The organism is Agromyces salentinus, assembly GCF_009749395.1.
Classification (GTDB): Bacteria; Actinomycetota; Actinomycetes; order Actinomycetales; family Microbacteriaceae; genus Agromyces; species Agromyces salentinus.
The window spans coordinates 319,584-343,636 of the sequence record NZ_WBIR01000001.1 but is presented as its reverse complement, the minus strand read 5'-3'; the positions used below and the strand labels follow the sequence as shown (position 1 = coordinate 343,636).

Below are 24,053 nucleotides of genomic sequence, written 5' to 3'. Positions count from 1 at the left end.
CTTTCTGTACGGCGGCGGTGGTACGAGCCTAAGCCTGTTCGCTGGGCGTCGGCGCCGAGGCATCCGTCACCCCGGCCGGCACGGCGTGTGCGGCGCCGGCAGCAGCGACGGCCGCGTTCAGGCAGGCTTCGAGGGCGACCCAGGAGAGCATGGCGCACTTGACGCGCATCACGTACTTGGAGACGCCGTGGAACGCGATCGCGTCGCCGAGCAGGTCTTCATCGGGCTCGCCGGCGCCCTGCGAGCGCAGCATCGACCGGAACCCGTCGATGAGCTCTCGCACGTGCGCCACGTCGGAACCGACGACGAGCTCCGTCAGGGCCGATGCGGAGGCCATCGAGATGCTGCATCCATCGCCCTGCCAGCCGACGGCCTCGACCTTCGTGCCGGATGCGTCGAGCCGGAGGCCGAGGGTGATCTCGTCGCCGCACGTGGGGTTCAGCTCGTGGTGCGAGGCGTGCGGATCGGCGAGCGCGCCGTCGCCGACGCGGCGCTTCGAGTGGTCGAGGATGAGCTCCTGGTAGAGCCCCGACAGGTCGCTCATGCGCTCGCCCCCGTCACGCCGAAGAACGCGCGGACCTCGCCGAGGGCGGCCGTGAAGCGGCGCACCTCGTCGGCCGTCGTGTAGACGTAGGCGCTGGCGCGCGTCGTGGCGCGCAGGCCCAGGCGGCGGTGCAGCGGCTGCGCGCAGTGGTGCCCGACTCGCACGGCGATGCCCCGCGAGTCGAGGAACTGCCCGACGTCGTGCGCATGCACGCCGGGGACGTCGACGCTCGCGAGGGCGCCGCGCTCGACGCCGGCCCCGCTGCCCACCAGTCGGACGCCGGGGATGCGCGAGACCTCGTCGACCATCAGCGCGGCGAGTTCGACCTCGTGCTCGTGCACCCGGTGCATGTCGAGGCGCTCGAGGTACCGCACGGCCTCGGCGAGGCCGACAGCCTGCGAGACGGGCTGGGTGCCGGCCTCGAATCGCTGCGGTGACGGCAGGAACTCGGCCGCCTCCATGGTCACGGTCGTGATGGTCGAGCCGCCCGTGCGGGCCGGGGGCAGCGCGTCGAGCAGGTGCGCGCGGCCGTAGAGCACGCCGATGCCGTTCGGACCGAGCATCTTGTGCGCCGAGAAGGCGGCGAAGTCGACGCCGAGCGCCGCGAAGTCGGTGGGGCGGTGCGGCACCGACTGGCAGGCGTCGAGCACCACGAGCGCCGCGTGGCGGTGTGCGAGCTCGACCACGTCGGTCACCGGGGCGACGTGGCCGGTCACGTTCGAGACGTGCGCGAACGCGACGAGCCTGGTCTTCTCGCCGATGACGGATGCCGCGTGGTCGATGTTCCACGTGCCGTCGTCGTCGACGGGGATCCAGCGCAGGGTCGCGCCGGTCTTCGCCGCGAGGCGCTGCCACGGGATGAGGTTCGCGTGGTGCTCGGCCTCGGTCACGACGATCTCGTCGCCGGGGCCGAGCCGGAACACGTCGGCCTCGGCGCCGCCCAGGCCCGCTGCGGCATCCGCCATGCCCAGGGCGACGATGTTGATCGCGTCGGTCGCGTTCTCGGCCCAGACGATCTCGCGCTCGCCGGCGCCGACGAAGCGGGCCACGGTCGCGCGCGCATCCTCGAAGGCGGTCGTGGACGTGCCGACGAGCGTCGAGGCGCCGCGGTGCACGGCCGCGTTCGCGTGCTCGAGGAACGCGCGTTCGGCGTCGAGCACCTGCACCGGGCGCTGCGCGGTGGCACCCGAGTCGAGGTAGGCGAGCGGGAAGCCGTTCAGCTCCTGCGCGAGGTACGGGAAGTCCCGTCGGATGCTCGCGAGATCGAGGGGCTGGGACGTCGTCATGGATTCGAAGGTCACGTGGGTCTCCTGCACCCGATCGGTCGCGACGGTTCGCGCGCGCGGTGCTCCTCAATTGTCTCGCACTTCGGCTGGGTGGCGGCCGGATCCCGCCACAACGGTGCCCGGCCGCGCCGAGGTGCCGATCACGGGGCGCGCGACGCGGGGGCGGCGGCGTCGAGCTGCGCCAGGCGCGCCTCGACCGCCGGGCGGAACGCCTCGGCCCAGATGCGGTACCCGCGGTCGTTGGGGTGGAACAGGTCTCCCGCGAACTGCGTCGACACGCCCCAGAGTCCCTGCCGGTTCGTGCGGGAGAAGAGCGGCACCACGACCAGGCCTCGCTCAGCGGCGGCGGCCCGGAGCAGGCGGTTCGCCGTGCGCACCCGGCCCTGCGCGGGCGGGAAGTAGAAGCTCGGCAGGTCGGCCACGATCGCGTGATCGGGCAGCCGCGCGAACAGCTCGCGCAGTTCGCGGTCGAATCGCACGGGGTCGAAGTCCGCGATGTCGTTGGCGCCGATGCAGACCGTGAGCACGTCGGGGTCGAGTCGCTCGAGCACGGGCAGCTCGGAGTCGAGCGCGATGCGCAGCGTCGCACCCGAGATGCCGAGGTTCACGGTGCGGATCTCGCGGGTGGATGCCGCGGCCAGCGTGCGCGCGACGAATCCGACGTAACTGTGTCCCGGCCGGCTCGCGCCGATGCCTTGGGCAGCCGAGTCGCCGACGGCGACGTAGAGCAGCTCGCCGGCCCCCGCGCGCTGCTCCCGCCAGTACGCCGAGTTCACGGGGATCGCCTCCGCGAGCGCGGTGCGCCAGTGGTGCTGGCGGCGGGCGAGCCAGCGCCACTGGAACGCCACCCCTGCGGCGGTCGCCCCGAGCAGGAGGCCGACGACGATCGGGCGCGTTCGAGACCGTCGATCGGTGGAGCGCGGCTCGGCGCTCCGGCCCCGGGGCATCCGGCGACCTGCCTGCCGGGACGTGCGCTGACTCGTGCGGCGCGTCATGCGGCCGATCGGCCCGAATCGGCCCAGTCGAGCACCCGCAGCGCGCGCAGCGTGTTCCACGGGCTCGGGGTCCCGGCCGGCTCGTCGATCGCGAAGAACACCTCGCCGTTCCACGGGTCGCCCGCGGCCCAGCGGCCGTCGTCGCGGCGATGCGAGCGGAGCAGCTCGACGGCCGGCTCGAGTCGTTCGTCGGGCGCGGTGCCGTCGATGATCGAGGCCTCGCGGAAGTGGTCGAGCGCACGCAGCACGTCGTACACCCAGTACGGCGGGAAGATGAAGTTCTCGTAGCGCTCGCGCACGATGCCGCCCGTCGACTTGCGCCGGTAGAGGTTGCGTTCGAGCAGGTACTCCTCGCCGTGATGGCGGGCCGCGATCACCTCGGGCGGCGTCGCGCCATCGCCGACGGCGCGCTGGAATTCGAGAAGCCCCTCGAGCACGCACAGCGTTGAGTCGAAGGACGAGCGATCGGATTCCTCCCGAGGTTCGCAGTTCCAGCCGCCGTCCTCGAGCTGCCCCTCGAGGAGCAGGCCGATCATGCGATCGGCGCCGTCGCCGAGCACGCCGAAGTACGCGGATGCCGCGAGCACGCCGCCGTTGACGCACGCCTCGACCTCGCCCGCGAAGAACGGCAGGCCCCCGTCGTCCTCGCTGAAGCGCACGCCCGATCGGACACGCTCGATCGCGCGGCGCGTGGGCGCGACATCCGGATCGATGCCGAGGCGGCGCAACGCCTGCAGGGTCCACATGACGCTGCGGCGATCGCCGTCGACGCCGTACGCCTGGCCGCCCCAGTACCCGTCGGCGGTCTGCAGGTCGAGTAGCCCGGCACCGTGGCCCTCGGTCGCGATGCGGGCACGCTCGGTCGCGACCCGCTCGGGCGGCTGGTCGGTGAGATCGCGCATCACCTGCCAGCGCACGGAGGGATCGGATTCGAGCAGCCATTCGATGACGTCGACGCGTTGCATGCGTTCCATGCTGTCGGGTGCGGATGCCGCTGCCAAGGGGCTTGCGTTCACGTACCGAGTCCCAGGCGCATGAGCACCCGCGGGAACCCGTTGATCACCGACGTGGTGTCTGCCGCCTTGCGGAACCCGGCCTTCTCGAAGAGCGCACGCGTTCCGACGTAGGCCATCGTCAGGTCGACCTTCGCGCCCCGGTTGTCGACGGGGTAGCCCTCGATGGCCGGGGCGCCATGGTCGCGGGCGAACGCGACGGCACCCTCGAGGAGCCGGTGCGAGATGCCCTCGCCCCGGTGGCCCGGACGCACGCGGATGCACCACACCGACCAGACGTCGAGGTCGTCGACGTGCGGGATCTTGCGGTTGCGCGCGAAGCTCGTGTCGGCCCGAGGATGCACGCCGGCCCAGCCGACGACCTCGTCGCCCGCGTAGGCGAGCACGCCCGGCGGCGGATCCTCGGCGCAGAGCTCGCGTACGCGCTCGCCGCGTGCCGGGCCCGTGAGGGCCAGGTTCTCCTTGGACCCCACGCGGTAGCTCAGGCAGAAGCAGACGTTCGCGTCGGGCCGCTTGGGCCCCACCATCGTCGCCACGTCCTCGAAGACGGACGCCGGTCGCACCTCGATCCCCATGGCGCCACGATGCCACCGGCCACCGACATCCGGAACCAGTGCTATCGGTTCGGATTCGTCGCCGCGCCGTCGAGCCAGAGCATGTTGCTCGGGTCGCTGTGCGCGGTGCCGGTGCCCACGTGCTTGTCGCTGATCTGCGGGCCCTTCGTGATGACGTGCACGAGCGCCATCGCGTGCCCCTGCCCGAGGCCGTAGTCGGCCTTCAGCCACGCGACGATGGGCGTGGACTTCGTCGTCTCGTCGAAGCCCTGCTCGTGCGCCAGTTCGATGAACTCGCGCGGCGTGATGCCGGTCTTCGCCTCGATGTTGTCGAGATATGCCTGGAACGTCATGTTCGTTTCCCTTCGGAGTTCGGAGTTCGGAGTTCGGAGTTCGGAGGTCGGAGTTCGGAGTTCGGAGTGCGGAGTTCGGGAGTTCGGCGTTCGGAGTTCGGGCCGCGTGGCTCAATCGGCCCACGTCTGGATGATGACCGGCGAGGCGTGGATGCAGAGCATCTTGAGCCGGGCCTCGCTTCGGTTGGCGAACCGGTGCCAGACCCCGGTGGGCACGGTCGCGGTGTCGCCGACGCGTGCCGTGAGCTGCCGGTCGCCGATCGTGAGCTCGGCCTCGCCCTCGAGCACGATCCACGTCTCGGGGTACGGGTGCCAGTGCAGGTCGGTGCCCTGGCCGAGCTCGTAGTCGACGAAGAAGTAGGAGACGCCCGACCCGTGCTCGGCGCCGACGAAGCGGCGGGTGCGGCTCGTCGAGGTGATGAGCAGGTCGGCGGCGTGCACGAGGTCCGGCGCGTCCGAGGGGTCGGTCGTGGGCGCGAGCAGGATCTCGGCCGGCGTCGATGACGTGATCATGGGGTCCTCCGGGTCGGTGGGTGGTCTGTGTCGTGAACAGGCTCCACCCGCGGCATCCGCTCGCGTTAGAGTTTCGACGTGGATCGAAACTTCGTGGACTTCCGCCTTGCGCCCGACGACATCTCGGCGATCAGGTTCGGCGTCTCGCCCGGTCACGAGCTCTGCAACGCGGTGCGCGTGCTGCAGCGGCCCGAGGAGTACCCCCTGCAGTGGGGCTGGCTCCGCGGGGCGCGATCCCGGATGCCGCGACCGGCCTTCGAGCTGCTGGCGACGGTGATCGGGGCCGAGGGGTACTTCCCCGACTTCTTCACCGCGACGCCGACGTGGGACATGCAGCCCGCCGACGAGTTCGAGCGGCTGCGAACGGTCTCGCCCGAGCTCATGCGCGTGGACCTGCGCAAGATGGTGCTGCGGTCGACGGGGGCCAGGCAGCACGCGATCCAGCGCATGCTCGACGATCCGTTGCGCGCCCGCGCCATGCTCGCCGACGCCGTCGAGTCGATGTGGGAGGCCGTGCTCGCGCCGGTCTGGGTGCAGCTCGAGCGCATCCTCCGGGCCGACATCGCGGTGCGGGCGCGGCGCATCGCCACCGACGGGCTCGCGGGCATGGTCGGGTCGCTGCACCGCACCCTGGCCTGGAGCGACGACGTCGTGCGGGTCGAGCTGCGCATGCATCGCGAGGAGCTCGACTGCCGGGGGAGCGGGCTCGTGCTCGTGCCGTCGGTGTTCACCGCCCAGGGCTGCACGGTGCTGACCGAACCGCCCGCGCAGCCGACGATCTTCTATCCGGCGCAGGGCGTGACCGAGACCTGGGCCAGGGACGCGGGATCCGCCGCCGAGGCGCTCGGAGCGCTGCTCGGCCCCGCTCGCGCCGGGATCCTGCTCGACGCGCATGCCGAGCGCACGACCTCGCAGGTGGCCTCCGACGCCGGCCTGGCGATCTCCACGGCCTCGCATCACCTGAGCGTGCTGCGCGAGAGCGGGCTCGTTGCGAGCCGCCGCGACGGCGCCCGGATGCTGCACCTGCGAACGCCGCTCGGGGAGGCGATCGCGGGCGCGACGCTCTGACGGGCGCGCCGGATTTCGCCCCTGCGAGGGCGACGGCGTGTCGCCCGCGGCCGCGCGGATGGCCACGCGAACATCGCGGCTCGTCTGATGAATCCTGCGTTGCAGATGCTGCACACCGGCTTGACGTCCCTCGAACGGGGCTCATACCCTCGTCATTCGTATGATGTCATTCGACACATGATCGAGGAGAAATCAATGAGGATACTCACTCAGCGACGTCTGGGCGCCGTCACCGCGGCGGTCGCGATCGTCGGGATGGTCGCCGTGGCCGCACCGGCGCACGCCGCCGGTGGCAACGGGCCGGGCCAGGGCGGCGACGGGAACCAAGGCGGCAAGGACCGCTCGCTCACCGTGGTCGTCGCACCGAACGGCACGCAGGGCGCGCCCGCGGGCGACATCGTCGTGACGTCCATCGATGCGGCGAAGAGCGTCGTGAAGAACAAGGGCAAGAAGCAGGACGTCACGGTGCTGCTCGACGGCGGCGTGTACGAGCTCGAGCAGCCGCTCGAGTTCGGCCCGAAGGACGGCGGGCAGAACGGGCACACCGTCACGTGGACGAGCGCGCCGGGCGAGCAGGCCGTGCTCTCGGGCGGCAGTGCCGTGACGGGCTGGACCCTCCATGACGCCGAGCAGAACATCTGGGTCGCCGACGTTGCGCCCGGCACCCAGTCCCGTCAGCTCTACGTCGACGGCACCCCCGCCAAGCGCACCCAGCTGCAGCTCGGCGTCGACAAGAAGGATCGCGCCCACCTCACCTGGACCGAGCAGGGGCTGACCCTGAACGACGACCGCTTCGGCGACCTCAGCGCGCTGGGCAACCAGTCCGACCTCGAGGTCGTGAGCATGGGCTCGTTCACCGACCGCATCTCGCCCGTCGAGTCGATCACCGGCAACGAGATCGCGATGGTGCAGCCGGCCTGGCAGAACAACAACTTCGGGTACGACACCCTGAAGTCGCCGTACAACCGCGGCGCGATCTACCTCGCCAACGCCTACGAGTTCTTCGCGAACCCCGGTGAGTGGTACCTCGACTCCCCGGCCGGCAAGGTCTTCTACCAGGCCGAGCCAGGCGCGAGCATGGAGGGTCTCGACGTGCGCCTGCCGCGTCTCGAGACGCTCGTCGAGATCGGCGGCACCTACGACCGGCCGGTCACCGGACTCGACTTCACCGGCATCCGGTTCACCGACACGACCTGGATGCGTCCGAGCAGCGAGCAGGGCTACGCCGACCAGCAGAGCGGCGCGCACATGGTCGGGCAGTACGAGCCGCCCGCCGACTACCTCGAGACCTGCCAGGACGGATGCCCCGAGTTCGAGGAGTCCCGCAACGAGTGGTGGCAGATCCCCGCGGCGGTCCAGGTCTCCGCGGCATCCGATGTCGCCTTCGAGGGCAACGAGTTCGAGCAGCTCGGCTCGGTCGGCCTCGGCATCGGCATGGACCCGAATGCGCACGAGACGGGCGTCGGCTACGGGGCATCCGACATCGAGGTCCTGGGCAACACGTTCAGCGACCTCGCCGGATCGGGCATCGTCGTCGGCGGCATCCAGCCGGACGCCCACCACCCGAGCGACCCTCGCATGACGGTGCAGGACATCACGATCGAGGACAACACGATCACCCGCATCGGCCAGGGCTACCGCGACAGCGCTGGCGTGCTCTCGACCTACGTGACGCGTGCGGAGATCTCGCACAACACGCTGACCGACCTGCCGTACGACGGCATCGACATCGGCTGGGGCTGGGGCATCAACGACCCGGGCGGCAACCAGTACTACAAGGACGCCGGGCTCTTCGAGTACCAGCCCGTGTACGAGACGCCCACCACGTTCCGCGACAACCACGTGGCGTACAACCTCATCTACGACACGAAGAACGAGATGCACGACGGCGGCAGCATCTACACGCTGTCGGCGGCCCCTGGCACGGTCATCGAGCGCAACTACATCTACGACAGCCGCGAGACCTTCGGCATGCTCATCGACCAGGGGTCGCGCTACATCGAGGTGCGCGAGAACGTGATCCTCGACTCGAGCCGCTACATCTACGTGAACGCCGACACGAACGGTCCCGAGATCTTCAACACGCTCGACCTGACGTTCACGAGCAACTGGTGGACCGGCGGCCGCGAGCGCTACGTGCGGTTCCCCGAGTACTTCACCACGTGGACCGACAACGTCGAGCTGAACGGCGTGCCGCAGGAGCAGTGGCCGGATGCCGCGAAGCAGGTGATGGCCGAGGCGGGCGCGCGCGGCTGACGCGTGCCCGTCGGTGACGCGCGAGGCGCGTCGCATGTGGCCGGCACGACGAACGGCCCGGGAGGAGACTCCCGGGCCGTTCGTCGTTCGTCGTTCCGCCGCTCAGCGCTTGGGGCTCGGCGGCCGCCGGCGCTCCCAGGCGTCGATGATGTGGGCGCGCATGGCGGACTCGGCCGCCTCGGGATCGCCCGCCTCGATGGCCGCGAAGACCGCCTCGTGCTCTTGAAGGGTGAGGTCGAGCTGGCTGTGCAGGTGGAAACGGGCGCTCTCGCGGGCCTGCGCGAACAGGGTGCGCACGAGGCTGTCGGCGAGCCGATTCGAGGTGATCTCGCCGACGACCGCGTGGAAGACGACGTCGGCCTCGTTGAACCGCGGCTCGTCGGCGATGGTCTCGCGCATCAGCATCAGTGCCTCGCGAAGGCGCTCGAGCTGGTCCTCGGTGCGGCGGAGGGCGGCGTCGCGCGCGATGACGGCCTCGAGGGCCGCGCGCACGACGCTCAGCTCGTCGAGGATGCCGAGCGTCGCGTCGTTGGCGACGAGCGCCGAGAGCACGGTGGCGTCGATCATGCTCCAGGAGGTGGGCGGCAGCACCTGCGTGCCGCGCCCCTGGGCGACCGTGACGAGGCCCTTCTCCTCGAGGCGCTTGACCGACTCGCGGATCACGGTGCGGCTGACGCCGAACTGCTCGCAGAGGACGGCCTCGGGCGGGAGGGAGGAACCGGGGAGCAGGTCGCCCCGCACGATGGCGTCCACGAGGGCGCCGACGACCGTCACGCCGAGTCGCGGCGCACGGGCGCGCGCGGCGATCGTGGGGTACTCGGTCGCGGTCGACGCGGTGATCGGATCGGACATGCGTCACAGCATACCGACCAATATTCGTAATACCTATGATGTCCCTTGCGGACGAGATAAGACGTATGATGTAATCACTTCTGCCCCCGCCCCTGGGTGTGCACTGTCGTCAGAGACGCCGACCAGAACAGGATGCGAAATGTCACAGCACTCGTCCTCCCGCCGTCGAGCGGCCCGGTTCCTCACGGTGGCCGCCGCGGCCGCTGCGGGGCTCCTCGCCCTCAGCTCTTGCTCCGCGGATGCCTCGGGCGGCGGTGACACCTCGCTCGGCTTCACGCAGGCGGAGCAGGTGGCCGACAGCCCGATCACCGTCTGGGTCGATGCCTCCCGCGAGCCGGCCGTCACGGCCTTCCAGGAGGCGTACCCGGACATCGAGATCGCCTTCGAGACGTACGACGGCTCGGCCGGCGGCAGCGGTTCGTTCCAGAGCAAGATCGCCCTCATGGACCAGGCCGGCGAGGGCTGGCCCGACGTGGTCTTCTCCACCCAGCAGAATGACGCGATCTGGGCGTCGAAGCAGACCACGAGCGGCGAGCAGGGCTTCGCGGCGCCGCTGAACAAGGGCTTCCTCGACGAGGAGTTCCTCGACGGCTTCGCCGAGGGCTCGCTCGACTACACGACCATCGACGGCACCGTGTACGGCCTCCGCAACGACCTGGCCCAGACGGTGTTCTTCTCGAACCAGAGGCTCCTCGACGAGTTCGGCTACGAGGCGCCCACGACCTGGGAGGAGTACGCGGAGCTCGGCGACAAGCTCGCCGCGGAGCACCCGGGGTACATCCTCGGCAGCCTCGGCGACAGCTTCATGACGTACGTCTACTACGGCGGCTCCGAGTCGCCGGTCTTCCAGTCGCCCGAGCAGGGCGTGTTCCACTCCGACACCTCCGACGCGAACGCCGAGAAGATCTCGAAGATCCTCGACGGGATGCTCGCGAACGGCACGCTCGTGCAGGACAGCTTCTTCAGCGCCGACTTCGCGTCGAAGTACGCCGACAAGCTCGTCGGCGTGCCGGGGCCGGTCTGGTACACGGGCGCCATCTTCCAGGGCGGTCTCGCCACCCCCGCCGGCGAGATCAGCGTCAGCGCCCCGCTGAAGTGGGAGGGCGGCGACGTCGCGGCCGGCAACGTGGGCGGCGGCGTCTGGTACGCCTCGAGCCACTCGAAGAACCTCGAGGCCGTCGAGACCTTCCTGGAGTTCGTGACGAGCGCCGAGGAGTTCCAGGTCGACGCGTCGTCGGGCTACCCCGCCTACACGGAGGCCGCCGAGAAGTGGCTCGACAAGCAGGCGGAGGCGTCGTACTTCGTCAACGACGACTTCAAGACCGTGATGTCGGATGCCGCGGGCCAGGTCTGGTCCGGCTGGAACGTCACCTCGTGGAGCCCCGAGTCGGCCTGGGCGAAGATCGTCATCCCCGGCATCGCCGAGGGCGAGACCATCGAGTCGCTGCTGCCGGCATGGCAGGAGGAGCTCGAGAACGAGGCCACCGTCAACGGGTACTCGGTCGAGTAACGTGACCGTCACCGCACCTCCGGTCCCGGTCGACGTCGTCCCCTCGGGGCGGCGTCGGCCGGGGGGCCGCCGCGCCTCTCGCATGAACGCCGGCCAGTTGCGCTACGGCTACGTCTTCGTCAGCGGCTACACGCTGCTGCTGCTGGCCTTCGGACTGCTGCCGACGCTCTACGCGCTCTACCTGTCGTTCACCCGCAACGGCGCCTTCGTGGGCGTCGACAACTTCGCCAGGGTCTTCGCCGACTACCGGTTCCTCCCGGCGGTCCTGCACGTGGCGCTCTACGTGCTCTTCTGGCTCGTCAGCCTCATCGTCTTCGTGGTCCTGCTCGCCGTCATCGTGCACGGCATCCGGGTCCGCTGGCTCGGCAACGCCGCCCGCTTCCTCTTCTACGTGCCGGGCGCCATCGCCGGGGCCTCGAGCGTGCTGCTCTGGCTGTTCGTGCTCGACCCCTCGGTCAGCCCGGTCTCCGGCCTCCTGCACGCCATGGGCTACGAGTCGCTCGTCAACGTGGTGGCCGTGGGCAACCTCCCGGTCGTGTTCACCGTCATCGCGTTCTGGGCGGGTGCCGGTTCCTGGATCGTGATCATGTACGGGGCACTCAACAACATCCCCGTCGAGGTCATGGAGGCCGCCCGCATCGACGGCGCCGGCCCCGTGCAGACGGCGTGGCACATCCAGCTCCCGATGCTGAAGAAGTGGATCAGCTACATGGGCGTCATGTCGTTGGCCGCCGGAACCCAGCTCTTCGTCGAACCGAAGATCCTCGCGCAGGCGACGAAGAACGTCGTCCCCGAGGACTACTCCCTCAACCAGCTCGCCTACCTCTACGCCTTCCGCCAGAACGACTTCTCGGGATCCGCCGCGATCTCGGTCGTGCTGCTCGTGGTCGCGCTGGGGCTCTCGGCGATCTTCATCTTCCGCGGAAAGCTGTTCGAACGTGACTGACGTGACCACCCGGCGCAGGCAGCGCCCCGCCCTCACCCCCGGACAGTGGGTCGGCCGCGCCGCGGTCATCCTCGTCCTGCTCGTGTTCGCCGCCTTCTTCGTGCTGCCGATCATCTGGATGGTGCTCGCGCCGACCAAGACGAACAGCCAGCTCCTGCTCGACGGTCCGTTCTCGTTCGGCTCGTTCGACCAGCTCGCCGCGAACTGGAACGAGCTGTTCGCCTTCGGCAGCGGCATCTTCTCGACGTGGCTCGGCAACTCCGCCTTCTACTCGTTCGCGGCGCTCGCCATCACGCTGGTCGTGAGCATCCCGGCCGGGTACGCGCTCGCGCTCATCGAGTTCAAGGGCCGGCGGCTGCTGCTGGTGACCACGCTCATCGTGATGCTCATCCCGAACACGGCGCTCGTGCTCCCGATCTTCCTCGAGCTCAGTGCGGCGAAGCTCATCGGCAATCCGCTCGCGGTCATCCTGCCGTTCTCGTTCTTCCCGTTCGGGGTGTACCTCACCTACATCTACTTCTCGACCGCGGTCTCCCGCGACCTGCTGAACGCGGCGCGCATCGACGGCGCCGGCGAGCTGCGCGTGTTCGCGCAGGTGGCCATGCCGCTCGCGACGCCCGTCATCGCGCTCGTCGGCTTCTTCAGCTTCGTCGCGAACTGGAACAACTACTTCCTCCCGTTCCTCGTGGTCGGCGGAACGAAGATCCCGGTCCAGGTGGGCCTGGCCAACATGTTGGCGAACGTCCCCGCCTTCAACCCCACGACCGCCTCGAGCATCGTGATCCAGCTCCCGACGCTGGCCCTCGCGACCCTGCTCTCGGTGGCCCCCATCCTGTTGATCTTCCTGTTCGCGCAGCGGTTCCTCGTCGAGGGCATGACCGCCGGCGGAACCAAGGAATGAGCGCGAGGACGTCATGAAGATCACCGGATACCGCACCCTGACCGCGCAGCACCACTGGAAGCGATCGATCGGCGACGCCAACGGGCACATCCCCGAGGCGGTCACCGAGGTGCCCATCGTCATCCTCGAGACCGACATCGGCCTCGAGGGCGTCGGGATCGGCTCGCACGCCGATCTCGAGCGGCTGTTCCCCGCGCTCGAGGGGGAAGACCCGCGGGGAGCGGCCGCCCTCTTCGACCGCATGCTCGCACAGGTCTTCAAGAGCGGGCACGCGGGTGCGACCTACGGCGGGCTGGCCACCTTCGATGCCGCCGTCTGGGATCTCAAGGCCAAGGCCGCGGGGGAGCCGCTCTGGCGCCTGCTCGGCGGACGCGACCGCTTCGTGCCCGGCTACGCCTCGGGCCTGGACATCGCCCTCGACGACGACGAGCTCGTCGGGTTCTACGCGGAGTTCGCCGAGCGCGGCTTCGTGGCCGGCAAGCTCAAGGGCGGCATCGACTTCGACGCCGACCTGCGGCGCCTCGGCATCCTCGCCGATGCGCTCCGGGGCAATACGACGCGGCCGGGCCTGATGCTCGACGCGAACGAGTCCTGGCAGGTCAAGCAGGCGGTCCGCTACGTGACCGCGCTCGAGGAGCACGTCGACCTGCTCTGGGTCGAGGAGCCGCTGCGGCGATGGGATGCCACCGGGCACGCCCGGCTCAGCAACGGCATCAGGGCGGCCGTCGCGACGGGCGAGAACCTCACGGGCGTCGACCAGTTCCGACCCCTGTTCGACGCCGGGGCGCCCGACGTCGTGCAGGCCGGCGCGATCTGGGGCGTGTCGCATCTCCACCGGCTCGCGCTCGCCGCGGCCGCGCGCGACCTCCCGATCAGCCCGGTCGGCTACAACGCCAACCCGGCCGTCGCACACGTCATGACGGCCGTGCCGAACCACCTGACGACCGAGGTGCAGGACGTGCGCTTCGCCGACGGGCTGCTCGTCGACCATGAGTTCGCCGACGGCGGCATCGTCCTGAGCGACGAGCCGGGAGCCGGCATCCGCATCGACGAGGCCCTGATCACCGAGCAGCGCGACGGCGGCGGCTGGGCCGACCCGGCCGGACCGCACATGCGCCCCATGCGGGCGGGCCTCCGCGTCGTGCTCGACGGCGTCGAGCGCTGAGAGGACGAGGACGATGGAACTCCGACCCGGACTGCACCGCGTCCAGGCGCCGCTCGGCGAGCGCTTCGTCGCGCTCTACCTCCTCGTGGGCGAGGACGCCGCGCTCCTCGTGGACACGGGCGTGCGCGAGAGCGTCACCGAGACGCTCCTGCCCTACCTCGATGCCGCCGGGATCCCGCGCGAGAAGCTGCGCTGGGCCGTGAACACGCATTGCGACTTCGACCACACGGGCGGCAACGGCGCGCTGAAGGCCGCGATCCCCGGCGTCCGGATCGTCGCGCACGACCTCGACGCCCCGCTCGTCGAGGACGTGCAGCGGCTCATCGACGAGCGCTACGGCGAGTTCCGCGAGACCGACGGGTTCGACGACCCGCCCGAGACGACCGCGTACCTGCGGAGCGTCTCCGACCTCGTGCCCGTGGACCTGCGGGTCGCGGGCGGCGAAGGCTTCGACCTCGGCGGCCGCACCGTACGCGTGCTGCACGTGCCCGGACACAGCCCCGGTCACGTGGCCGTCCACGACGAGGCGAATCGCGCGCTGCTCATCGGCGACGCGACACTCGGGACGACCGTGCCGTTCGCCGACGGGCGCGCCGCATTCCCGCCGACCTACCGCGACGTCGACCCGTACGTGGAGAGCCTGCGCGCGTTCCGTGCGCTCGATGCCGAGCTGCTGCTGACCGCGCACTACCCGGTCTTCGAGGGCGACGACGTCGGGGCCTTCCTCGACGAGAGCGAGGCCTACACCGAGCGCATCGACGAGGTCGTCTCGGCGATCCTCGCCGCGCGCGAGGATCCGGCCACGACGCTCGAGCTCGTGCGCGCCGCGGGGTCTGAGCTCGGCCCGTGGGGCCCTGACGCGCTCGACTACGCCGTGTTCCCCGTGACGGGCAACCTCGAGCGCATGGAGCGACGCGGGCTCGCGGCATCCGCCACCGACGCCGACGGCCGACGCACGTGGCGGTGGGTGCGATGAGCGCCAGGGTTCGGCTCGGCGCGGTCGGCGCCGGCTGGTGGGCGACGAGCAACCACTTCCCGATCTTCGCGGCTCGCGAGGACGTCGACCTCGTCGGCGTCTGCGGCATCGGCCCCGAGCTGGAGGCCGTGCGCGAGCAGTTCGGGTTCGGCATGGCGACGACCGACTACGCGGAGCTCCTCGACCAGGACCTCGACGCGATGGTCGTCTCGACGCCGCACGACCTGCACCACCCGCAGGCCGTCGCCGCCATCGAGCGGGGCCTGCACGTGCTCGTCGAGAAGCCCGTCACGCTGCACGCGGCGCAGGGCTGGGACCTCGCGGCCAAGGTGCGCGAGCACGGCGTGCACTTCCTCGCGCCATACGGATGGAACTACAAGCCGTTCATCGTCGAGGCCAAGCGCCTCGTCGACGCCGGCCACCTCGGCGAGATCCAGCACGTGACGTGCAACATGGCCTCGCCGACGCGGGGCCTCTTCGCCGGCGACACGAACCACATCCGCGCGCTCTGGGACTCCGAGACGAGCGGGCCCGAGCCGAGCACGTGGCAGTCGCCCGCGCGCGGCGGCGGCTACGCCCACGGGCAGGTCACGCACTCGAGCGCGCTGCTCTTCTGGCTGAGCGACCTGCGCGCGGCATCCGTCATGGCGAAGGTCTCGAACGGCGGTGCCGCGGTCGACCTCTTCAACGCGGCCGTCATCACGTTCGACGGCGGTGCGCTCGGCTCGCTCTCGGGGGCCGCGACCGTTCCCGACGGCGACCCGTACCAGGTGGACATCCGCATCTTCGGCACCGAGGGAGTGCTCATGCTCGACACCGAGCGCGAGCGCGCCTGGGTGCACCGGTACGACGGGACGCGCTTCGACATCCAGGTCGAGCCGGGCGCCGGCGCGTACGAGTGCATCGTGCCGCCGAACCGGTTCATCGACCTCGTCACGGGTGCGAGCACCGAGAACAACTCCGACGTCGAGGTGGCGGCCCGCTCGGTGGAACTGATCGACGCCATGCTGCGCAGCGCCGCTGCGGGAGGGACCGACGTGAACGTGCACGACGAGGAGCAGGCCGCATGACCGCACGGGGAGTGCTCACCGGATACCGCGTCATCGACTGCTCGATCGCGATGGCAGGGCCGTTCGCGGCGCAGCGCCTCGGCGATCTCGGGGCCGATGTCATCAAGGTCGAGCCGACGACGGGGGAGTGGCAGCGCCACGCCGCCGCGGGCGGGGCCGCCGGCAACGAGATCAACGTCTCGTTCCTCTCGCTGAACCGCAACAAGAGGTCGGTCGCGCTCGACCTGAAGGCCGAGGACGGCAAGGCCGCGCTTCGCGACCTCGTCGCGGGTGCCGACGTCTTCCTGCAGAACTACCGACCGGGCGTCGCCGCACGGCTCGGCGTCGACTACGAGTCGTTGCGCGCCGTGAACCCGTCGATCGTCTACGTCTCCATCTCGGGGTACGGCGAGGACGGCCCGTACCGCGACCGACCAGGGCAGGACCTGCTGCTCCAGGCGATGTCGGGCGCGATGTACTCGGCCGGACGCGACGGAGACGAGCCGTCCCCCGCGGGCCAGTACCTCGCCGACGCGATCACCGCGTCGACCGCCTTCGAGGGCGTGCTGGCCGCGCTCCTGCACCGCGAGCGCACCGGCGAGGGGCAGCTCGTGACGGTCAACATGCTCGACGCCCTCACCACGCTGCAGATGCAGGAGCTCTCGGTCTTCACGGTCGGGCGAAAGGCCCAGCAGCGGTCGGCCGAACCGCACGCCCACGTCTACATCCGCGCACCGTACGGCGTGTTCGAGACGAGTGACGGGTACGTCGCACTCGCGTTCGCCGACCTGGACGTGCTCGGCCGCCTCATCGGCGAGCCGGCCTTCGAGGGCTGGTCGAGCGAGGTCGAGGGCTGGACCCGGCGCGACGAGATCCACTCGCGCACGGCCGCGAAGCTGCGGGAGGCCACGGCCGCGCACTGGATCGAGACGCTCGGCGCCGCCGGCATGTGGATCGGGCCAGTGAACGACTACGCCCGGCTCGTCGAGGACCCGCAGATCCTGCACAACGGCACCTTCATCGAGTACGAGCACCCCACCGAGGGGCTCGTCAAGACGCCCGGCTTCCCGTACCGCTTCTCCGTGACGCCCCCGCAGCTCCACCGCGGTGCGCCGCTCGTCGGGGAGCACACGCGCGAGGTGCTCGTCGAGGCCGGCTTCGACGACGCCGCGATCGACGCGCTGCTCGCCTCGGGCGCGGCCAGGGCGACGGATGCGACGGATGCCGCTCCCGCCGTCGCCGGCGCCCGATGACCGGCTACCGGGGCCTCACGTGGGATCACCCGCGGGGGCGCCACGCGCTCGAGGCTGCGGCAGCGGCGACGGCGGATGCCGCGGGCCGGCCCCTCATCGAGTGGGGCGTGCACTCGCTCGAGGGCTTCGAGTCCGCGCCCATCGGCGAACTCGCCGAGCGCTACGACGTGATCGTCCTCGACCACCCGCATCTCGGTGACGCGCTCGCCGCGGGGGTGCTGCGCCCGATCGACGAGCTGTTCCCGGCGGAGCTCGTCGACCGCCTGCGGCGCGACACGGTCGGGCCGAGCGCCGCGTCGTACACCGTCGACGGCGCGCTCTGGGCGCTGCCCCTCGACGCCGCGACGCAGGTGTCGGTGCGGCTGCCCGAAGTGCTGGACGCCGCACCGGCCACGTGGCGCGAGGTGGCAGCGCTCGCCGAGGGCGGCGACGTCCCGGTCGCACTGAGCCTCGCCGGCCCGCATGCGCTGCTCAGCCTCCTTTCGGTCTGCGCGGCCTTCGGCGCCGAACCCGCGACCACCCCCGGCCACGGCCTCGTCGACGCAAGGAACGGGGCGGCCGCGCTCGAGTTGCTGGCCGACCTCGCGCGCCGGGCACCGGCCGGCAGCGCCCGGCTCAACCCGATCGACCTGCTCGAGCGCATGCGGAGGGTGCGCGACATCGCGTTCGTTCCGCTCGTCTACGGGTACGTGAACTACGCCTCGGGCCCGGGCGCCCTCGTCTTCGGCGACGCCCCGGCCCAGGTCGCCGGCGGGCGGCCCGGATCCACGATCGGCGGCACCGGCATCGCGATCACCGTCCGCAGCACTCCCGACCGCGCGCTCCTCGACCACCTCGCGCGTCTCTTCGACCCCGCCGTGCAGGCCGGGTTCATCCCCGAGCACGACGGCCAGCCGAGCCTCCGCAGCGCCTGGACCAACGACGTCGTGAACGCGGCATCCGGTGACTTCTACCGCGGCACGCTCACGACGATCGAGCACGCCTCCGTGCGCCCCCGGGTGCCCGGGTACACGGCCTTCCAGTCCGCGGCATCCGCGATGCTGCGCGACGCGATGCTCGCCGATCGCACCTCGCTCACGCGGCGCGCGGCCCTCGAGGTCGTCGACGCCGTCAACACCCGCTTCGACGCGCTCGCGTCCCTGTCCCTCACCGAACGGAGCCACGCATGACCGACCCGGGATACCCGCTCGACCACGAGAACCTGCGCGTCGAGGTCGATGGTGCGGTCGTCACCATCACCCTCGCTCGCCCGGAGAAGCTCAACTCGGTCACGCCCGAGATGTCGAAGGCGCTCGTGCAGGTCATCGAGTGGGCGGATGCCGCGCACGAGGTCCGCGCGATCGTGCTCACCGGGGCGGGCGAGCGCGCGTTCTGCGCCGGCTCGGACATCCGCACGCTCGACGGCTACGCGACGCCGTGGGAGTTCCGCAACCGCGCGGACTACTGCGACGCGATCCGCGCCGCCCGCAAGCCCGTGATCGCGGCCGTGAACGGCTACGCCTTCGGAGGCGGCCTCGAGACGGCGCTCAGCTGCGACATCCGCCTCGCCTCGACGACGGCGAGCTTCGCCGCTCCCGAGATCAAGCTCGGCTGGATCGGCGGCGGCGGCATGAGCACGTTCCTCACCCGCTCGGTGGGGCCCTCGAACGCCGCGGTCATGCTCATGACCGGCGACCCGATCGACGCCGAGACGGGGCTCCGCTGGGGGCTGGTGAGCGAACTCGTCGAACCGGCGGCGCTCGTGGCCCGGGCGAAGGAACTCGCCGCGGTCATCGCCACGCGTCCGCCGATCGCGGCCGAGACCGCCAAGGCGAACCTGCGCGCCGCGGCGAACATGTCGCAGGATGAGTCCATCCGCTACGAGCGAGACCTGCAGGCCATCACCTTCGCGACGGCCGACGCCGACGAGGGGCGGGCCGCGTTCGCCGAGAAGCGGGCCGGCACGTTCCATCGCCGCTGAGGCGGTCCTTCGTCCCGCGGACGCCCGCGGATGCCCGCCGACCTCCGCCACTTGGCGCCGCTCGACCCGTCCCGCCCCCTCCCGCCCGCCGACACACCGAGGAGCACCACCCATGACCTGGCCCGATGCACGAGACCTGCTGCCCGTCGACGCCGACCGAGCGACCCTCGTCGGGCGCGCCTGGCTCCCCGCGACCGGGGCGGATGCCGCCGGTGACGCGGGCGAGGACGCCGGCCGTGATGCCGCCGGCCTCGATGCCGCCGGCCCCGCGGTCGTCGCCCTGCGCGGCGACGACCTGTTCGACGTGTCGATCGCATTCCCGACGATGCGCGCCCTCACCGAGCAGGCCGACCCCACCGGTGCGCTCCTCGCGGCGCTCGGGTCCGGCACCGGCCAGCGCATCGGGAGCCTCGCCGAGATCGTCGCGAACACCCCGCCGGAGTCCCGGGATGCCGCGAGGCCGTGGCTCCTCTCGCCGATCGACCTGCACGTGGTCAAGGCCGCCGGCGTGACCTTCCCGGTCTCGATGCTCGAGCGCGTCATCGAGGAGCGGGCGCGCGGCGACCAGGACGCGGCCGCCGTGATCCGCCGCGACATCCTCGCCACCATCGGCGGGAGCCTCGACGAGCTGAAGCCTGGCTCGGAGGAGGCGGCCGCGCTCAAGGCGATGCTCCTCGAGCGCGGCTGGTGGAGCCAGTACCTCGAGGTCGGCATCGGGCCCGACGCCGAGGTGTTCACCAAGGCGCCCGTGCTCGCGACCGTCGGCACCTCGGTCGACGTCGGCGTGCACCCGGCGTCGCAGTGGAACAACCCCGAGCCCGAGGTCGTGCTCGTCGTGAGCTCCGACGGCCGCATCGTCGGGGCGAGCCTCGGCAACGACGTGAACCTCCGCGACGTCGAGGGCCGCAGCGCGCTGCTGCTCGGCAAGGCGAAGGACAACAATGCCTCCGCCTCGGTGGGCCCGTTCATCCGGCTCTTCGACGACGGGTACTCCCTCGAGGACCTCCGCGCCGCGGTCGTTTCGCTCACCATCGACGGCACCGACGGCTTCCGCCTCGAGGGCACGAGCGAGCTCGCCCGCATCAGCCGCGACCCGGCCGACCTCGTCGACCAGGTGGTCGGCGAGCACCACCGGTACCCGGACGGCTTCGTGCTCTACCTCGGCACGATGTTCGCGCCGGTCGAGGACCGGGACGTGCCCGGCCGCGGCTTCACCCACCACGACGGGGACCTCGTGCGCATCGCCGAGCCGCGCCTCGGCGCCCTCGTCAATCGGGTGCGATCGACCGCCGACGCCGAGCCGTGGACCTTCGGCATCGACGCCCTCTACCGATCCCTCGCCGCGCGCGGACTGCTGCGCTGACGCGAACGACTGCTGCGCCGACCCAGGAGACCACCATGCTGACCACCACCGACCCGCGCACTCGCGCCGTCGCCCCGACCGGACTCGAAGCGACCACCGCTGAGCAGGCCGATGCCATCGTGCGCGCCGCGCAGGCCGCCTTCGCCGCCGTCGCCGGGCACGACCGCGCCTGGCGCGCCGGCCTCCTCGACGCCCTCGCGGACGCGCTCGAGGCGGACCGCGTCGAGCTCGTCGCCGTCGCCGACCGCGAGACCGGCCTCGGCACGGCACGCCTCGACGGCGAGGTCTCGCGGAGCGCGTTCCAGTTCCGGCTCTTCGCCGAGGCCGTCCGCGAGGGCGGCTACCTCGAGGTCGCGATCGACCACGCGGGGCAGACGGCGCTCGGGCCCGCGCCCGAGCTGCGGCGCCTGCTCGTCCCGATCGGACCGGTCGCCGTGTTCGGCTCGAGCAACTTCCCCTTCGCGTTCTCCGTGGCGGGCGGCGACACCGCCTCGGCGCTGGCCGGCGGCAACGCCGTGGTGCTGAAGGCCCACTCGTCGCACCTCGAGACGTCGGCGCGGTCGTACGCCGTGCTCTCCGACGCCGCACGCGCGTACGGCGCACCCGACGGCTTGCTCGGAATCGTCTACGGCACCGCCGCCGGGGCCGCGCTCGTGGCGCACCCGCTCGTGCGGGCCGTCGGCTTCACCGGCTCGCTCACGGGCGGGCAGGCGTTGATGGACATCATCGCCGGCCGCGACGAGCCCATCCCCTTCTACGGCGAGCTCTCGAGCCTCAACCCGCTCGTGATCACGCCCGGCGCGGCGGCCGCCCGCGCGACCGAGATCGCCGACGGCCTGTACGGCTCCTTCACCCTCGGCTCCGGGCAGTTCTGCACGAAGCCCGGGGTCGCGTTCGTGCCGTACGGCGCCGATGGCGATGCACTCGTCGCGCGCCTGGTCGAACGGGCGACGGATGCCGCGGCATCCGTGCTCCTCAACGAGCGCATCGCGACCTCGTTCGACGAGATCCGCGGCCGGCTCGTGGGGGAGGGTGCGGTGCAGTTGCTCGCCCGTGGCACCGACCGGGGCGAGGGCTTCACCGCCGCGCCCACCGTGCTCGGGGTCGAGGCGACCGCGCTCACGGCCGAGATCGCCGAGGAGGCGTTCGGGCCGCTCATCGTCGTCGCGCGGTACGGCGACGACCGCGACATCCTCGCCGCGCTCGATGCCGTGCCCGATTCGCTCACGGCCACGGTGCACAGCGAGCCCGCCGAGTCGGATGCCGTCGCCGCGCTCGTCGGCGAGCTCGCGCCGCGCGTCGGGCGCCTCGTGTTCGACGGCTACCCGACCGGGGTGCGCGTGTCGTGGGCCCAGCACCACGGTGGCCCGTGGCCCTCGACGAACTCGCAGCACACGTCGGTGGGCGTGAGCGCGATCCGCCGGTTCCTCCGCCCGCTCGCGTACCAGGACGCGCCGGAGGCCGTGCTGCCCGCCGAGCTGCGCGACGGCTACCGCGGGATCCCACGGCGCGTCGACGGCCGGCTGCAGCTCGACTGAGCCCGGCTCGCGCGCCGCGTGCGCCCCGCGCTCGCGCGCCCCGCGCCGACTCAGCGCCCGAGCCACCCGCCGTCGACCGGGAGGATGACGCCCGAGACGTAGTCCGATGCCGGCGAGGCGAGGAACACCGTCGGGCCGGCGATGTCGTCGGGGCGGCCCCAGCGCCCGGCCGGGATGCGGTCCAGGATCGCCTTCGAGCGGTCGGGGTCGTCGCGCAGGTTCTGCGTGTTGTCGGTCGCGATGTAGCCGGGGGCGATGCCGTTCACGGTCACGCCGCGGGCGGTCCACTCATTGGCGAGGGCCTTCACGAGTCCGGAGATGCCCGACTTCGCGGCCGCGTAGCCGGGGACGTTGATGCCGCCCTGGAAGCTCAGCAGGCTGGCGGTGAAGATGACCTTGCCGCGGCCGCGGGCGAGCATGCCGGCGCCGACGGCCTGGGTGAGCACGAACTGGCTCGACAGGTTGACCTCGACGACGCGGTCCCACCACTCGAGCGGATGCTCCGCGGCGGGCGCCCGCTCGATCGTGCCCGCGTTGTTCACGAGGATGTCGATCTCCCGGTCGCGCAGTTCCCCGGCGAGGGCGAGCACGGCCTCCCGGTCGGCGAAGTCGACCGCGCGCGCCTCGAAGCGGCGTCCGTGCGCCTCGACCGCGGCGGCGATCGCGCTGCCCTCGGCCTCGATGGTGGCGCTCACGCCGATGATGTCGGCACCGGCCTCGGCGAGGGCCTCGGCCATCGCGTAGCCGATGCCGCGCTTGGCGCCGGTGACGACGGCCGTCGTTCCGGTGAGGTCGAACGACACGCTCATGCGCTCGCCTCCTGCCCGGCCTGCACGTCGACGAGCACCTTCATGGCGCGGCCCGCCTCGAGGTCCTCGAACGCGGCACCGGTCTCGGCGAGCGGCACGATCTTCGTGATGAGCACGTCGGTCGGGATCGTGCCGTCGGCGATCAGCTCGACGGCACGCTCGAAGTCGGTGCGCTCGTAGACGCGCGCGCCGAGGATGCGCAGTTCGCGCCAGAACACGCGCTGCAGGTCGATCTCGCGCGGGGTGGGGTGGATCGCGACGACGACGAGCGTGCCGCGCACCTTGGCGAGGGCGGTCGCGCCGAGCACGGCCTGGGCCGCGCCCGAGACCTCGAAGACGACGTCCGCGCCGGCGCCATCCGTCCATTCCTCGACCCAGCCGACCTGATCGACCTCGCGGGGATCGAGGGCCTCGAAGCCGAGTGCGGCGACCTGTGCGCGACGTGTCGCGTCGAGCTCGACCACGGCGACCTCGGCGCCGAACGCGCGGGCCACCGTCGCGATGAGCACGCCGATGGGGCCGCCGCCGATCACGACGGCGCGCTCGCCGCCCCTGATCTCCGCTCGGCGGACGTCGTGCACGGCGACGGCGACCGGCTCGACGAGCGCGGCGGCATCGAGCGCCATGTCGTCGGGCAGGGGCACGAGCACCTCGGCGGGGACGTTCCAGGTCGCCTGCAGGGCGCCGGGGGAGTCGATGCCGATGAAGTCGAGGTTCTGGCAGATGTGCTCGTTGCCGGCGAGGCATGCCGGGCAGGTCCCGTCCCATGCGAGGGGCATCACGGTGACCTGCTGTCCCTCGTGCCACCCCTCGACGCCGTCGCCGATGGCGTCGATCGTGCCGCTCATCTCGTGACCGAAGACGAGCGGGGTCCGCACCCTCGCGTCCATGTTCCCGTGCAGGATGTGCAGGTCGGTACCGCACAGGCCGACGTAGGCGACCTGAAGGCGCACCTGCCCGGGAGCCGGCGGCTCCTCGGTCGCTTCGGCGATGGCGATGGTGCGGTCGCCCGCATACGTGGCGGTCAGCATTGATCCTCCAGCTCGTTCGGGGCGGATTGAGGAGACCTATTCGCCCACATCGGTTCGATTATGCCAGAGGAATGGCGTGACGCTGCGAAATCATCTAACCTTTACTCACCCCGTTCTC

The 24,053-nt window shown here is 71.3% G+C and carries 23 protein-coding genes; 13 read left to right on the top strand and 10 right to left on the bottom strand.

Annotated elements, in window-relative coordinates; genetic code table 11:
* Positions 1-28 precede the first annotated feature (28 nt).
* From sufU to GQQ95_RS01635, 7 genes are all read right to left on the bottom strand, one after another.
* Positions 29-544, bottom strand: coding sequence for a Fe-S cluster assembly sulfur transfer protein SufU (gene sufU, locus GQQ95_RS01665; RefSeq protein ID WP_157425882.1), 516 nt, complete (start codon positions 542-544; stop codon positions 29-31).
* The gene (locus GQQ95_RS01660) at positions 541-1,830 is read right to left on the bottom strand and encodes a SufS family cysteine desulfurase (protein WP_157426132.1); all 1,290 of its coding nucleotides are present in this window, start codon (positions 1,828-1,830) and stop codon (positions 541-543) included. The genes sufU and GQQ95_RS01660 overlap by 4 nt, the downstream gene beginning before the upstream one ends.
* A gap of 140 nt (positions 1,831-1,970) precedes the next feature.
* The gene (locus GQQ95_RS01655; protein WP_170296924.1) at positions 1,971-2,777 is read right to left on the bottom strand and encodes an SGNH/GDSL hydrolase family protein; all 807 of its coding nucleotides are present in this window, start codon (positions 2,775-2,777) and stop codon (positions 1,971-1,973) included.
* A gap of 44 nt (positions 2,778-2,821) precedes the next feature.
* A complete protein-coding gene (locus GQQ95_RS01650; protein ID WP_157425880.1) occupies positions 2,822-3,790 on the bottom strand; it encodes a prenyltransferase/squalene oxidase repeat-containing protein in 969 nt (322 codons plus the stop codon).
* Positions 3,791-3,837: 47 nt separating this feature from the next.
* A complete protein-coding gene (locus GQQ95_RS01645) occupies positions 3,838-4,413 on the bottom strand; it encodes a GNAT family N-acetyltransferase (protein ID WP_157425879.1) in 576 nt (191 codons plus the stop codon).
* Positions 4,414-4,454: 41 nt separating this feature from the next.
* Entirely contained in the window at positions 4,455-4,745 is a 291-nt protein-coding gene (locus GQQ95_RS01640; protein WP_157425878.1) for a DUF4287 domain-containing protein, read from the bottom strand.
* A gap of 111 nt (positions 4,746-4,856) precedes the next feature.
* Positions 4,857-5,258, bottom strand: coding sequence for a cupin domain-containing protein (locus tag GQQ95_RS01635; protein ID WP_157425877.1), 402 nt, complete (start codon positions 5,256-5,258; stop codon positions 4,857-4,859).
* Between the two features lie 78 nt (positions 5,259-5,336).
* Here GQQ95_RS01635 and GQQ95_RS01630 point away from each other — a divergent pair, with 78 nt between their 5' ends.
* Together GQQ95_RS01630 and GQQ95_RS01625 are read left to right on the top strand one after the other, a co-directional pair.
* Complete coding sequence (locus GQQ95_RS01630; RefSeq protein WP_157425876.1) at positions 5,337-6,326, top strand: ArsR/SmtB family transcription factor; 990 nt, start codon at positions 5,337-5,339, stop codon at positions 6,324-6,326.
* 195 nt (positions 6,327-6,521) lie between these two features.
* Entirely contained in the window at positions 6,522-8,582 is a 2,061-nt protein-coding gene (locus GQQ95_RS01625; protein WP_157425875.1) for a right-handed parallel beta-helix repeat-containing protein, read from the top strand.
* Positions 8,583-8,684: 102 nt separating this feature from the next.
* On the opposite strand, the gene GQQ95_RS01620 is transcribed toward GQQ95_RS01625, so the two are convergent.
* Positions 8,685-9,434 (bottom strand): FadR/GntR family transcriptional regulator, encoded by a 750-nt coding sequence (locus GQQ95_RS01620; RefSeq protein ID WP_157425874.1) that lies wholly within the window; start codon positions 9,432-9,434, stop codon positions 8,685-8,687.
* A gap of 139 nt (positions 9,435-9,573) precedes the next feature.
* Between GQQ95_RS01620 and GQQ95_RS01615 the strand changes: the two genes are divergently transcribed.
* The 11 genes from GQQ95_RS01615 (at position 9,574) to GQQ95_RS01565 (ending at position 22,095) form a co-directional block, all read left to right on the top strand.
* Positions 9,574-10,944: an ABC transporter substrate-binding protein gene (locus GQQ95_RS01615; protein ID WP_157425873.1), complete on the top strand. Its 1,371-nt coding sequence runs from the start codon at positions 9,574-9,576 to the stop codon at positions 10,942-10,944.
* An 82-nt stretch (positions 10,945-11,026) separates the two neighbouring features.
* On the top strand, positions 11,027-11,890 hold the full coding sequence (locus GQQ95_RS01610) for a carbohydrate ABC transporter permease (protein WP_157425872.1): 864 nt from the start codon (positions 11,027-11,029) through the stop codon (positions 11,888-11,890).
* Entirely contained in the window at positions 11,883-12,791 is a 909-nt protein-coding gene (locus GQQ95_RS01605) for a carbohydrate ABC transporter permease (RefSeq protein ID WP_157425871.1), read from the top strand. Before GQQ95_RS01610 ends, GQQ95_RS01605 begins: the two co-directional genes overlap by 8 nt.
* Before the next feature lie 13 nt (positions 12,792-12,804).
* A complete protein-coding gene (locus GQQ95_RS01600) occupies positions 12,805-13,956 on the top strand; it encodes a mandelate racemase/muconate lactonizing enzyme family protein (protein ID WP_157425870.1) in 1,152 nt (383 codons plus the stop codon).
* A gap of 13 nt (positions 13,957-13,969) precedes the next feature.
* Positions 13,970-14,932 carry an MBL fold metallo-hydrolase gene (locus GQQ95_RS01595; RefSeq protein WP_157425869.1) on the top strand — a complete coding sequence of 321 codons (963 nt, stop codon included), beginning with the start codon at positions 13,970-13,972 and terminating at the stop codon, positions 14,930-14,932.
* Positions 14,929-16,002 (top strand): Gfo/Idh/MocA family protein, encoded by a 1,074-nt coding sequence (locus tag GQQ95_RS01590; protein WP_157425868.1) that lies wholly within the window; start codon positions 14,929-14,931, stop codon positions 16,000-16,002. Before GQQ95_RS01595 ends, GQQ95_RS01590 begins: the two co-directional genes overlap by 4 nt.
* Positions 15,999-17,234, top strand: coding sequence for a CaiB/BaiF CoA transferase family protein (locus tag GQQ95_RS01585; protein WP_157425867.1), 1,236 nt, complete (start codon positions 15,999-16,001; stop codon positions 17,232-17,234). Before GQQ95_RS01590 ends, GQQ95_RS01585 begins: the two co-directional genes overlap by 4 nt.
* On the top strand, positions 17,231-18,403 hold the full coding sequence (locus GQQ95_RS01580; RefSeq protein ID WP_157425866.1) for an extracellular solute-binding protein: 1,173 nt from the start codon (positions 17,231-17,233) through the stop codon (positions 18,401-18,403). Before GQQ95_RS01585 ends, GQQ95_RS01580 begins: the two co-directional genes overlap by 4 nt.
* Positions 18,400-19,194, top strand: coding sequence for an enoyl-CoA hydratase/isomerase family protein (locus tag GQQ95_RS01575; RefSeq protein WP_157425865.1), 795 nt, complete (start codon positions 18,400-18,402; stop codon positions 19,192-19,194). Before GQQ95_RS01580 ends, GQQ95_RS01575 begins: the two co-directional genes overlap by 4 nt.
* Before the next feature lie 112 nt (positions 19,195-19,306).
* Entirely contained in the window at positions 19,307-20,557 is a 1,251-nt protein-coding gene (locus GQQ95_RS01570; protein WP_157425864.1) for a fumarylacetoacetate hydrolase family protein, read from the top strand.
* A gap of 35 nt (positions 20,558-20,592) precedes the next feature.
* On the top strand, positions 20,593-22,095 hold the full coding sequence (locus GQQ95_RS01565) for an aldehyde dehydrogenase (NADP(+)) (RefSeq protein WP_157425863.1): 1,503 nt from the start codon (positions 20,593-20,595) through the stop codon (positions 22,093-22,095).
* Positions 22,096-22,145: 50 nt separating this feature from the next.
* Here GQQ95_RS01565 and GQQ95_RS01560 read toward each other — a convergent pair whose 3' ends face one another.
* Positions 22,146-22,904 carry an SDR family oxidoreductase gene (locus tag GQQ95_RS01560; protein ID WP_157425862.1) on the bottom strand — a complete coding sequence of 253 codons (759 nt, stop codon included), beginning with the start codon at positions 22,902-22,904 and terminating at the stop codon, positions 22,146-22,148.
* On the bottom strand, positions 22,901-23,935 hold the full coding sequence (locus GQQ95_RS01555; protein WP_157425861.1) for a zinc-dependent alcohol dehydrogenase: 1,035 nt from the start codon (positions 23,933-23,935) through the stop codon (positions 22,901-22,903). Before GQQ95_RS01555 ends, GQQ95_RS01560 begins: the two co-directional genes overlap by 4 nt.
* Between the last annotated feature and the right edge of the window lie 118 nt (positions 23,936-24,053).

Excerpts from the sequence above, each read along its gene's own strand:
- sufU (WP_157425882.1), bottom strand. The coding sequence starts at position 544 with ATGAGCGACCTGTCGGGGCTCTACCAGGAGCTCATCCTCGACCACTCG.
- GQQ95_RS01660 (WP_157426132.1), bottom strand. The coding sequence starts at position 1,830 with ATGACGACGTCCCAGCCCCTCGATCTCGCGAGCATCCGACGGGACTTC.
- GQQ95_RS01655 (WP_170296924.1), bottom strand. The coding sequence starts at position 2,777 with ATGCCCCGGGGCCGGAGCGCCGAGCCGCGCTCCACCGATCGACGGTCT.
- GQQ95_RS01650 (WP_157425880.1), bottom strand. The coding sequence starts at position 3,790 with ATGCAACGCGTCGACGTCATCGAATGGCTGCTCGAATCCGATCCCTCC.
- GQQ95_RS01645 (WP_157425879.1), bottom strand. The coding sequence starts at position 4,413 with ATGGGGATCGAGGTGCGACCGGCGTCCGTCTTCGAGGACGTGGCGACG.
- GQQ95_RS01640 (WP_157425878.1), bottom strand. The coding sequence starts at position 4,745 with ATGACGTTCCAGGCATATCTCGACAACATCGAGGCGAAGACCGGCATC.
- GQQ95_RS01635 (WP_157425877.1), bottom strand. The coding sequence starts at position 5,258 with ATGATCACGTCATCGACGCCGGCCGAGATCCTGCTCGCGCCCACGACC.
- GQQ95_RS01625 (WP_157425875.1), top strand. The coding sequence starts at position 6,522 with ATGAGGATACTCACTCAGCGACGTCTGGGCGCCGTCACCGCGGCGGTC.
- GQQ95_RS01620 (WP_157425874.1), bottom strand. The coding sequence starts at position 9,434 with ATGTCCGATCCGATCACCGCGTCGACCGCGACCGAGTACCCCACGATC.
- GQQ95_RS01615 (WP_157425873.1), top strand. The coding sequence starts at position 9,574 with ATGTCACAGCACTCGTCCTCCCGCCGTCGAGCGGCCCGGTTCCTCACG.
- GQQ95_RS01610 (WP_157425872.1), top strand. The coding sequence starts at position 11,027 with ATGAACGCCGGCCAGTTGCGCTACGGCTACGTCTTCGTCAGCGGCTAC.
- GQQ95_RS01600 (WP_157425870.1), top strand. The coding sequence starts at position 12,805 with ATGAAGATCACCGGATACCGCACCCTGACCGCGCAGCACCACTGGAAG.
- GQQ95_RS01595 (WP_157425869.1), top strand. The coding sequence starts at position 13,970 with ATGGAACTCCGACCCGGACTGCACCGCGTCCAGGCGCCGCTCGGCGAG.
- GQQ95_RS01590 (WP_157425868.1), top strand. The coding sequence starts at position 14,929 with ATGAGCGCCAGGGTTCGGCTCGGCGCGGTCGGCGCCGGCTGGTGGGCG.
- GQQ95_RS01585 (WP_157425867.1), top strand. The coding sequence starts at position 15,999 with ATGACCGCACGGGGAGTGCTCACCGGATACCGCGTCATCGACTGCTCG.
- GQQ95_RS01580 (WP_157425866.1), top strand. The coding sequence starts at position 17,231 with ATGACCGGCTACCGGGGCCTCACGTGGGATCACCCGCGGGGGCGCCAC.
- GQQ95_RS01575 (WP_157425865.1), top strand. The coding sequence starts at position 18,400 with ATGACCGACCCGGGATACCCGCTCGACCACGAGAACCTGCGCGTCGAG.
- GQQ95_RS01570 (WP_157425864.1), top strand. The coding sequence starts at position 19,307 with ATGACCTGGCCCGATGCACGAGACCTGCTGCCCGTCGACGCCGACCGA.
- GQQ95_RS01565 (WP_157425863.1), top strand. The coding sequence starts at position 20,593 with ATGCTGACCACCACCGACCCGCGCACTCGCGCCGTCGCCCCGACCGGA.
- GQQ95_RS01560 (WP_157425862.1), bottom strand. The coding sequence starts at position 22,904 with ATGAGCGTGTCGTTCGACCTCACCGGAACGACGGCCGTCGTCACCGGC.
- GQQ95_RS01555 (WP_157425861.1), bottom strand. The coding sequence starts at position 23,935 with ATGCTGACCGCCACGTATGCGGGCGACCGCACCATCGCCATCGCCGAA.